This is a genomic window from Pirellulales bacterium, assembly GCA_019694435.1.
Lineage (GTDB): Bacteria > Planctomycetota > Planctomycetia > Pirellulales > JAEUIK01 > JAIBBZ01.
This window is the reverse complement of record JAIBBZ010000006.1, coordinates 221,927-231,962: the sequence shown is the minus strand read 5'-3', so window position 1 is coordinate 231,962 and position 10,036 is coordinate 221,927. Positions and strand designations below refer to the sequence as shown.

Sequence of the window (10,036 nt, the reverse complement as noted above, 5' to 3'; positions counted from 1 at the left end):
CAACCGCCCGCGCGCCGTGCCGCCGGACCTCCGCTCGCGCAGCAGGCGGTTCGCCAGGCCCAAGCGCCGCCGCGCCCCAACCAACCGCCCCCGGCCACCGCACCGCCAGCGCCGGCCGAGCCGATGCCCCCCGCGCCGCGGGCCCCGTTTCAACTGACGGCGGCCGAGGCGGCCGAGCTGGACCTCGTGCTCAAGCAATGGGAGCAGGCCACGCAGGGCATCAACGACATGAGCTGCGCCTTCGATCGCTGGGAAACCGACCAGGTGTTCAACAAGGTCAGCCAGGCCAAGGGCGAGCTGAAATACCGCTCGCCGGACAAAGGCCTGTATCGCGTCGACAACGGCGAACATTGGATTTGCGACGGCCAATCGGTGTTCGAGTTCGACGCCCAGCAAAAACAGGTGATCGAGCGCCAACTGCCGCCCGAGTTGCAAGGCAAGGCGATCGTCGACGGACCGCTACCGTTCTTGTTCAATGCCGAGGTGGCGAAGCTCAAGCAGCGCTACTGGATGCGGATCGTGACGCCGGCCGATCAGCGGGGCAACGGCCAACAAGGCAGTATCTGGATCGAGGCCTACCCGCGCCACCAGCGCGACGCGGCCAACTTCTCCATGGCGACGTTGATTCTGCAGTGGAAAGGCCAGAATCTGTTGCCGTACGCGCTGCGCGTGGTGCTGCCGGGCGGCAAGAAGTTCACCGATCATCAGTTCCACGAAGTGGCGATCAACTCGCCGTTGCGCATTCTGCAGGGCGATTTCTCGAAGCCGAAGATTCCCAGCGGCTGGAAGCTCGTGCAGGCTCAGACGGCGCCGCCGCCGCCGCAAATGCCGGCGGCCCCACCCGGCGCTCAGCCGCCGGCGGCGGCCAACCGCGTACCGGCCGGTCCCCGGGTCAACACGGTCCAGCGTCAGCCGCCTCGTCAACAGCCGCCGCGTTAGGCCGTCTGGCACGCCGCCGAAGTTGCAGGGCGACGGAAGCCGATCGGGGAGCACTCTCGCCGCGGTGCCGCGCGTAAAGTCGATTACACGCCGGGAGTTCGGTCGCGGCCGTACATGCCCGAGGTTTGACCGACTTTCAGGGCGTCCTATAATCCACGCGCTTCTCGCCCGGTTGACGTTTCATCGATCAGTTCGCGTGGCTGGGTTGGCCAGCAATACATGGCCCGAAGAACGGCATCTGCCCGTCGGTTTACGCGCGTGCTGCGACTCTTGCTGGGTGGGGTCGGCGCCGCGGTCTTTGCGTTCGGTCTGTCGGCCGTCCGCTTGCCCGCCGACGAACCGCCCCCGTCAGGCGGGCTCGCTTCACAGCCGGCGCCGGATCAGCCGCCGGCCGACGCGCCCCATCCGCCCGGCAAGGTGGCCGAGCGTTACGTAGGACGCGTGATCACGGTGCCCTCGCCGATCACCGATCGCGTCGAACAACAGGTGCGCCGCGCCGCAGGCCGCACGATCGAAGACGCCAAGCGCAGCGGCGGTCGCACCTGGCCGGTGTTGATCTTCGAATTCACCGCGGGCACGAGCGACCTGGGCAAGGCGTACGACCTGGCCGACTATATCTCCAGCGGAGCCCTGGCCGGCGCGACGACCGTGGCCTACGTGCCCCAGGATCTCTCCGGCCATGCCGTGCTGCCTGTCCTGGCGTGCGACCAGATCGTGCTGCAGCCCGAGGCGCGGCTGGGAGCAGCAGGCATCGACGAAAAGACGATCGGCCCCGGCGAGCTGAATCTCTACAAGTCGATCGCCGAGCGCCGCAAGACGGTGCCCGTCGCGCTGGCGCTGGGGCTGCTCGACACGCGGCTCGAAGTGCTCGAGGTCGAGACCGAGGTCGGCCGCGAATTCATCCTGTCGAGCGACCTGGAGGCACTGCGAGCGAACAAGGCGATTCAATCGGAGACGCCGATTTTCCGCGCCGGCGAGCAGCACTGGCTCGATGCGGCGACCGCGCGCCGGCTGGGCGTCGCCAGCCGCCTGGCCGCATCGACCGTCGAACTCGCCAAAGCCTTCGGCCTGCCTCGCTCGGCCCTGCAGCCTGACCCCTCGCTTGAAGGTGGGTGGCGGGCGATGCGTGTGGCGATCGAAGGCCCGGTGCATGCGGCCTTGGTGAACGAGGTCGAGCGGACGATCGCCGAGGCGCTCGAGGCGCGCAAGGTAAACCTCGTGTTTCTCAATATCGACTCGCCGGGCGGTTCGCCGAAAGACAGCCTCGCGCTGGCCAATTTCCTGGCCGATCTCGATGCGAACACCTGCCGCACGGTGGCCTACGTCGATCGCGAGGCGCGGGGCGATGCCGCGATGATCGTCCTGGCGTGCGACGAGATTGTGTTGCGCTCGACCGCCGAGCTGGGTGGCGAGGGAGCCTATGCCTTTTCCGGCCAGGAAGAAATCGACGACACCCGGAAGGCCGTCAGCCATTTGCTCACGCGCAAGTTTCGCAGCCCGGCGTTGGGGGCGGCGCTGGTGGCGCCGAGCCCGGCCGTCTACCGCTATACGCAACAGCAAACGCGGTATATCGATTACTTCGATGCCGAACAGGCCGAGTCGCTGCCCGATGCCGATCAATGGCAACGCGGCGAGGCCGTCAGCGTGGCCGGCGAGGTGCTCAAGCTCGATGCGCAGCGCGCGGCCGGATTGGGACTGGCCAATCACACGGTCGCGCGGTTCGACGAGCTCAAGCGGCTTTACGGCCTGGAGGACGATCCGGAATTGGTCGAGCCGGGCTGGGCTCATTTCCTGATCGGCGCGCTCAAGTCGCCGGCCGTCGCCTATTTGTTGCTGGTGATCGGCGGCGCAGCGCTGTGGGCCGAGCTGCACACGCCCGGCCTTGGCGTGGGCGGATTCATCGCGCTGGTTTGCGTGCTGTTGTTCTTCTGGAGCCGCTTTCTGGGTGGCACGGCGGGTTGGCTCGAAGCGGTCCTGTTCGTCGCGGGCGTCGTGTGTGTGTTGTGCGAATTGTTTGTGTTCCCGGGCTTCGGCATCTTTGGTCTCGGCGGGATCGCGCTGGTCCTGGCTTCGCTGATTCTGGCGAGCCAGACGTTCGTCTGGCCGCGCAACGATTACCAACTGGTGCAAACGAGCCAGTCGCTTTTGGTCGTGGCGGCGGCCGCCGCGTCGATCGTCGTCCTGGCCGTTTCCTTGCGGCGCGTGCTGCCGCACGCGCCGGTGCTCAACGACATGGTCCTGGCCCCGCCGGTCGGCGAGGCGGCCGACGATCTTGCCGCTCGCGAGGCCCTGGCGCATTACGAACATCTGCTCGGCCGCCGCGGCGTAACGACCACCCAACTCACCCCCGGCGGCAAGGCCCGCTTCGAGGGCCGGGCGATCGACGTGTTGTCGGGGGGCGAGTTCATCGCGGCGGGTGCCACGGTCGAAGTGCTTTCGGTCCACGGCAACCGCGTTCAGGTCCGCCAGGTCGGGTAGACTGATGCCGGGCGTACGATTTCGTGTGCCCGAGGCGTTGCGTTCCTACCGTCTGGACCCGTTTCTCGAACTCCGCGTCGCGCGATGTATTTGTTTTGGGCCATCATCCTGTTGACCGTCGGCCTGGCACTGGCCGTGCTCGAGCTGTTCATTCCCTCGGCGGGTCTGTTCAGCGTGGGCTGCGTCGCCGCGTTCGCCGGCTCGCTGTATTACGCGTTTTCGGTCAGCACCGAGGTGGGCCTGCTGTTCTCGGGCGCCATCTTGATGCTGTTGCCCATGGCGATCAGCGCGGCGATCAAGGTCTGGCCGCATACGCGGATGGGGAAACGCGTGTTGCTCGATATCCCGACCTCGGACGAAGTGCGGCCCGACGATCCGGTGCGGCGCGAGTTGGCGGCGCTGGTCGGCAAGCGCGGCCGGGCGGCCAGCAAGATGCTGCCGAGCGGGGCGATCGAGGTCGAGGGGCAGATCTACGACGCCTTGACCGAAGGGGTGGCCGTCGAGCCGGGCGAGTGGCTCGAAGTCGTCGCCGTGCAGGGCACCCGTGTCGTCGTGCGCACGCTGGCCGCCGGCGCCGAGCGGCCGGTCACGCCGCACGACGTGTTGTCGCAGCCGGTCGAGCACCTGGGCATCGATCCCGACGTGCATCCGTTGAGCTGACCGCTCGCGCGGCAGGCCACCGACCGAATGCGGTTGACTTCGCAGGTCGCTTGCACTACCACCAGCGAATGCCCGGGCAGGCAAAAACGCCTTCCCCGGCGTTATTTCCTGCACCGCGCCGCGCCTCGTGAGATGGTCCATGATCCCGCTCGAACTGTTTGCCCAGAGCCCGGCTGTTTGGGTCTCCATCGCGGTGTTTTTCATCGTGATGGTCGTGGCACTGGTAATTCTGGCGGTGTTCACGCGCTATTTCCGGTTGTGGATTCAATCCGTCACGACCGGCGCGAGCATCGGCATTCTCGACCTGATCGGCATGACGCTGCGCAAGGTGAACCCGACGGTGATTGTCCGTTCGAAGATCATGGCCGTGCAGGCCGGGCTCGATGAATCGACCGGCATCACCAGCCGGGCGCTCGAGGCGCACTATCTGGCCGGCGGCAACGTGCCGATGGTGATTCGCTCGATCATCGCGGCGAACAAGGCCAAGAATATCCAGTTGTCCTTCAAGCTGGCGACGGCCATCGACCTGGCCGGTCGCAACGTGCTCGAAGCCGTGCAGACGAGCGTATATCCCAAGGTGATCGATTGCCCGGGGCGCAGCTCGCAGCGCGACACGCTCGATGCGGTCGCCAAGAACGGCATCCAGCTCAAGGTCAAGGCACGTGTCACCGTGCGGGCCAACATCAACCAGGTGATCGGCGGCGCCACCGAGGAGACGATCATTGCCCGCGTCGGTGAAGGCATCGTCAGCGCGATCGGCTCGTCGAACACGCACTCCGAAGTGCTCGAGAATCCGGACCGCATCTCGAAGGCGGTGCTGGCGCGTAAGCTCGATTCGCAGACGGCCTTCGAGATCGTGTCGATCGACATTGCCGATATCGACGTGGGCGACAACGTCGGCGCGCGATTGCAGGCCGACCAGGCCGAAGCCGACACCCGCGTGGCCCGCGCCGCGGCCGAAAGCCGCCGCGCGATGGCCGTGGCGCAAGAGCAGGAGATGATGGCCAAGATCGAGGAGTCGCGCTCGAAGGTGGTCGAAGCCGAGGCGGCCGTACCGCTGGCGATCGCCGAATCGTTCCGCACCGGCCGCTTGGGCATCATGGACTTGTACCGCCTGCGGAATCTCCAGGCCGACACCGACATGCGCCGTTCGATTGCCGGCGGTCCGGATCTTGGCTCGAAGGGAACCAGCGCATGACCGGGTTCGTCCTGCAGCCCGGCTGCGCAGTGTTTTCGGCCGGCCATACGGTGCTGCTGGCGGCCGACTGGACCGATCTGATCCCGGTCGTCGTGTTCATCTTGGTCGGCGCGCTGTCGGTGATGCAGAAATTCTTTGCGGCCTGGCGCGAGCAGGCACGGCGACAGCAGCAGGGTCCCCTGCCACGTGCGGATCAGGCCCGACCGGTGCCGCGCGCCGGCGGAGTCGATCCGGCTCGTGAGGTGGAAGACTTTCTGCGCCGCGTGCTGCAGCAGGGCGAGCCGCCCAAGCCGCCGGAGCGTCCCCAGCCGCCCAAGCGACCGCCGCCGCGCGTCGAGGTGGTCGAGACACCGCGCCCGCCGAAAGTTCGCCGCTCCGCGCAGTCGGAGCCGCCCGCCCGGCAAAAACGCTCGAACAAGCCCGAGACGAGCAAGTCGGGCCGGGGCCAGCTCACCGAGCGCTCGTTGCAATCGGAGGTTGCCGCCCGACACGTCCAAAGCGCCGTCGAGCAGGCCGACGAGCGCGTCGAACAGCAGATTCACGCGCACCTCGATCATCGTGTGAGTTCGATCGACGACCCGCTGCAGACGGGCACGGCAGCGCCGACCGGCGCCGCGACCGACGTCGCGATGCAGGTCCAGCGTACGCGGACCGCTGCCCGACCCGGCTCGCGTGCCGCCGAAATCGCCGACCTGCTGCAATCGGGCGGCGCCCGCAATGCCGTCGTGCTGGCCGAGCTGCTGCGGCGGCCGGAAGAGCGCTGGGAATAATCGGTCGCGCCATCGTGCAGCCGTCTGGCTGTCCGTCGTTTCCCCCCTCTCGATCAACCGGACCACCATGAATTTGACCACTGCGACTCCCGGCCAGACGCGCATCGGCTGGATCGGCACCGGCGTGATGGGTTCGAGCATGTGCGGCCATCTGCTCGCCGCCGGCTATCAGGTCACGGTCTTCAACCGCTCGCGCGACAAGGCGCAAGCACTTGTCGATCGCGGCGCGCGCCGGGCCGACTCGCCGCGGCAGTTGGCCGAACAGGCCGACATCGTCTTTTCGATCGTCGGGTTTCCGCAGGACGTTCGCGAGGTGATCCTCGGCGACGACGGGGCGCTGGCCGGTTCACGACCCGGTACCATCCTGGTCGACATGACGACGAGCGAACCGTCGCTGGCCGAGGAGATCGCCGCGGCGGCCGAAGCGCGCAGCGCGCAAAGTCTCGACGCGCCCGTCTCGGGGGGCGACGTCGGCGCGCGCGAGGCGCGGCTGTCGATCATGGTCGGTGGCCGGCCCGAGGTGGTCGCCGCCGTGCGGCCCTGTTTCGAGCTGCTGGGTAAGACCATCGTGCACCAGGGCGGTCATGGTGCCGGCCAGCACACCAAGATGGTCAACCAGATCTTGATCGCCTCGAACATGGTCGGTGTCTGCGAGGCCTTGCTCTACGGCTATCGCGCGGGCCTCGATTTGAATGTCGTGTTGCAGTCGGTCGGTCCCGGGGCGGCCGGCAGCTGGTCGTTAAACAACCTGGGCCCGCGAATCATCGCCAATAATTTCGATCCGGGCTTCTTCGTCGAGCACTTCATCAAGGACATGGGCATCGCGCTGGCCGAGGCGCGACGCATGAAGCTGGCGCTGCCGGGCCTGGCCTTGGCTAACCAGCTTTACATCGCCCTGGCCGCCCAAGGCCACGCCCGCGACGGCACCCAGGCGCTCACGCTGGCGCTGGCGTCGCTCTCGGGATTCGATTGGCGCAGCCGCAAGTAAGAACGCGCCGATGCTGCCGTCTGTGCGTTGGGCGCGGGATGCGCGGGTCGGCTGGTGCGCGTTGGGCAAGATCTGCCGCCCTCGCTGCGGTAAATCGGCAACGTCGACGTGGCGAAACTTTGCCGGGTGGGAAAACGCAACGTAGCGTTTCGATGGCGACGGTGCACGAGCGGCGTTGTCTCTCCCCCCCTCCTCGCTCCCCGAGCGAGCCCTCCTGCAAGACCTCGGAAGGCGGCCATGAAATCCCACCTGTTCGACAAATCCAAGAATCGCCCGGCGGGCGCTCCCCGGTCCCACTCGATCCTGCTCATCGACGATGACGAAGCGATGGTCGAAGTGCTGTCCTACCGGCTGACGCAGCAGGGCTTTCGCGTGCTGCACGCCGAGACGGGCAGCGAGGGGCTCGTCGTGGCGCACGAGCAGCACCCGGCCGCCGTGGTGCTCGATCTGCGGTTGCCCGACACCGACGGCCTGACCGTCTGCCAGCGGATGGCCGACGACCCGGAGACGGCCGCGATCCCGGTGATCATCCTCTCGGCCATGGAGCGGCCCGACATCATTCGCCGCTCGCGTGCAGCCGGGTGCCAGTACTTCGTTCGCAAGCCGTACGATCCCAATGCCCTGTTGCTGCTGATCGAAAGCGCGATCGGCGAGTCACGGCACTGGGAAATGGTCTAAGACCCGGCCCCTCCGGGGTTTCGGCCCGCGCGTTGTACCCCCCCGGGCGATCTGATACACTTCCCAGGCTACGGTCCTGGCCGGGCACTGCCGTGTTCCGGCTGTTGGGGCGTGTCTTGATGGGCGGTTGGCCGTTCGGCCGCGCCGCTGTTTTATGGGAGGTTGACGCGTGGGTGTTCGGAAAACGGGCAAAGGCCGGCGCAAGGTAGGTCGCAAAAAGCGCCGCATGCGTGCCCGCATTCGCCATCGCAAATAGACCCCACCCACGCATTCTGCGCGGTGATGCTCGTTTCTGCCGCACCCGTTGGCGGCCGTCCCGTTGGCGCTGCGCTCTCGGTCGCCATGGCTGCCGGGCGGCGGCATAGCCGCGCTGCTGGCTTCGGGGTCGTGCGCTGACCATACTAGAAGGCCCGCCCGCCGGTCTTCCGTCTCGTGGCCGAGCGCCCCCTGCCGTACTAGGAAGCCCCCTGCCATGTCATCCGCCCGTATCGGCTTGATGCGTTGGTTCGTTCTGCTTGCGGCGTGCTTGCCGGTTGGCATCGCACCGGCGCAGGAGCCGGTCGCCGAAAAGGTCAGCTTCTCGCGGCAGATCGCGCCGTTGTTGATCAAGCACTGCCAGGGCTGCCACGGTCCGCAGGAGCCCAAGGGCGAGTATCAACTGCACAACTTCGAGCGGCTGACGCAAAACGGCTATAGCGGCTCGCCGGTCGTCACGGCGGGCAAACCGGAAGAGAGCGAGCTTTACAACCTGCTGGTCTCGGAAGATGCCGACGTGCGCATGCCCAAGGAGGGCGAACCGCTGCCGGCCGAGGCAATCGCTCTGGTCAAACGTTGGATCGAGGAAGGCGCCGCTTACGACGCCGCCGACCCCAAGGTGGCGCTGGCGTCGATCGCCCCTCGCAATGCCTTCCCGGCCGCGCCGGCCACCTATCGCAAGGCACTGCCCATTACGGCGCTGGCCTTCAACCCGGCCGGTACCGAGTTGGCTGCCAGCGGCTATCACGAAGTGACGATCTGGAACCCGAACGACGGCCAACTCGTGCGCCGCATCGGCGACGTCGCGCAACGCGTGTACGGCCTGGAATACAGCCCCGACGGCAAGTTGCTGGCCGTGGCCAGCGGTACGCCCGCCTCGGTCGGAGAAGTAAAGTTGTATGACGCGGCGACCGGCGCTTCGGTCCGCGTGCTGGCGACGCTCGACGACGTGGCCTTTCACGTGGCCTTCAGCCCCGACGGCACCCGGCTGGCTGCCAGCGGCGGCGACCGCACGATTCGCGTGTTCGACGTGGCCACCGGCCGCCAAGAGGCGCTGATCGAAGACCATGCCGACTGGGTGTTGTCGATCGCCTGGAGCCCCGACGGCGCGAAACTCGTTTCGGCCAGCCGCGACAAGACGTCGAAGCTGTTCGACGCCAAGACGGGCGAATCACTGCTGACCTACCCGGGCCACGGCGACGTGGTCTATGCCGTGCAGTTCAATGCCGACGGCACGCAGATCTTTTCCGCCGGGCGCGATCGCAAGATTCACGTTTGGAATCCGGCCGACGGGGCGAAAATCGCCGAGATCGGCGGCTTCGGGCTCGACGTGTATGCACTTGCGCGCAGCGGCAATGCCCTGTTCAGCGGGTCGGCCGATAAGAGCGTGCGGCAGCACAAGGCCGACGATCGGGCCGAGGTCCGGGTGTTTGCTGGCCACGCCGATTGGGTCTACTGCCTGAGCTACAACGAGGCCACCAAGCGCCTGGCCAGCGGTGGATACGACGGCGAGGTGCGCGTCTGGAACGCCGACGATGGAGCGCTGATCGTCGCCTTCAAGGCGGTGCCGCCCGCGCCGGCGACCGAGCAAGCGGCCGCCCAGTAGCGACGGTCCTCCCCGGTTCAAGATGCGACTGGTCGGCCGGTCAGCCCGAGCAGTCGCACAGCTTCCCACGGTCGGGGGACTTGCCCTGCGTGGCGATCGATTGCAGCAATTGCACGAGCGCGTCGCCCTGTTGCCGGACGGCCTCTTGCTGCTTGCCGGCGATGGCAAACGAAATCTGCGTTTGCAGGGCCGATTGCTTGGCAGCCAGCACGCTCGAAATGGCCGGATCGAGGCCGCTCATCGGATTCGCTTCCTGGACAGCGAGAAACACTCGTTGTTTACATCGATCGGGCGGGGGTCGGGACTTTGCCAGAGGGCCAAGCGTTTCCGGTTGCAGGGGTTGCGCCGATTTGGCGCCGTCCGGAGCTGCCCACGGTACCGGTTTTTTTGGCACGTCCTGTCACAAAGCGATCGCCTGTCTCGTCGACCAGAGTGGTGGGCAGCAACGGACGCCGCTGGCCCAG

The 10,036-nt window shown here is 67.0% G+C and carries 9 protein-coding genes; 8 read left to right on the top strand and 1 reads right to left on the bottom strand.

All coding sequences use genetic code 11. The annotated features are described in order from the left end of the window. The 8 genes from K1X74_07955 to K1X74_07920 all read left to right on the top strand — a co-directional run. Positions 1-939: TIGR03009 domain-containing protein (locus tag K1X74_07955; GenBank protein MBX7166269.1), on the top strand; the 939-nt coding region annotated here is incomplete at its 5' end. Positions 940-1,197: 258 nt separating this feature from the next. Next, a complete protein-coding gene (locus K1X74_07950; GenBank protein ID MBX7166268.1) occupies positions 1,198-3,417 on the top strand; it encodes a hypothetical protein in 2,220 nt (739 codons plus the stop codon). An 84-nt stretch (positions 3,418-3,501) separates the two neighbouring features. Beyond that, the gene (locus K1X74_07945) at positions 3,502-4,077 is read left to right on the top strand and encodes a hypothetical protein (protein MBX7166267.1); all 576 of its coding nucleotides are present in this window, start codon (positions 3,502-3,504) and stop codon (positions 4,075-4,077) included. A gap of 139 nt (positions 4,078-4,216) precedes the next feature. Next, complete coding sequence (gene floA, locus K1X74_07940) at positions 4,217-5,275, top strand: flotillin-like protein FloA (protein ID MBX7166266.1); 1,059 nt, start codon at positions 4,217-4,219, stop codon at positions 5,273-5,275. Beyond that, the gene (locus tag K1X74_07935; GenBank protein ID MBX7166265.1) at positions 5,272-6,045 is read left to right on the top strand and encodes a hypothetical protein; all 774 of its coding nucleotides are present in this window, start codon (positions 5,272-5,274) and stop codon (positions 6,043-6,045) included. The genes floA and K1X74_07935 overlap by 4 nt, the downstream gene beginning before the upstream one ends. A gap of 67 nt (positions 6,046-6,112) precedes the next feature. After that, a complete protein-coding gene (locus tag K1X74_07930) occupies positions 6,113-7,033 on the top strand; it encodes an NAD(P)-dependent oxidoreductase (protein MBX7166264.1) in 921 nt (306 codons plus the stop codon). Positions 7,034-7,270: 237 nt separating this feature from the next. Further along, positions 7,271-7,711, top strand: coding sequence for a response regulator (locus K1X74_07925; protein ID MBX7166263.1), 441 nt, complete (start codon positions 7,271-7,273; stop codon positions 7,709-7,711). 472 nt (positions 7,712-8,183) lie between these two features. Next, positions 8,184-9,572, top strand: a complete 1,389-nt coding sequence (locus tag K1X74_07920; protein ID MBX7166262.1) for a hypothetical protein — start codon at positions 8,184-8,186, stop codon at positions 9,570-9,572. A gap of 40 nt (positions 9,573-9,612) precedes the next feature. On the opposite strand, the gene K1X74_07915 is transcribed toward K1X74_07920, so the two are convergent. After that, a complete protein-coding gene (locus K1X74_07915) occupies positions 9,613-9,813 on the bottom strand; it encodes a hypothetical protein (GenBank protein ID MBX7166261.1) in 201 nt (66 codons plus the stop codon). Positions 9,814-10,036: the final 223 nt, after the last annotated feature.

Coding starts and splice junctions, on each gene's coding strand:
- K1X74_07945 (MBX7166267.1), top strand. CDS start 3,502: ATGTATTTGTTTTGGGCCATCATCCTGTTGACCGTCGGCCTGGCACTG.
- floA (MBX7166266.1), top strand. CDS start 4,217: ATGATCCCGCTCGAACTGTTTGCCCAGAGCCCGGCTGTTTGGGTCTCC.
- K1X74_07935 (MBX7166265.1), top strand. CDS start 5,272: ATGACCGGGTTCGTCCTGCAGCCCGGCTGCGCAGTGTTTTCGGCCGGC.
- K1X74_07930 (MBX7166264.1), top strand. CDS start 6,113: ATGAATTTGACCACTGCGACTCCCGGCCAGACGCGCATCGGCTGGATC.
- K1X74_07925 (MBX7166263.1), top strand. CDS start 7,271: ATGAAATCCCACCTGTTCGACAAATCCAAGAATCGCCCGGCGGGCGCT.
- K1X74_07920 (MBX7166262.1), top strand. CDS start 8,184: ATGTCATCCGCCCGTATCGGCTTGATGCGTTGGTTCGTTCTGCTTGCG.
- K1X74_07915 (MBX7166261.1), bottom strand. CDS start 9,813: ATGAGCGGCCTCGATCCGGCCATTTCGAGCGTGCTGGCTGCCAAGCAA.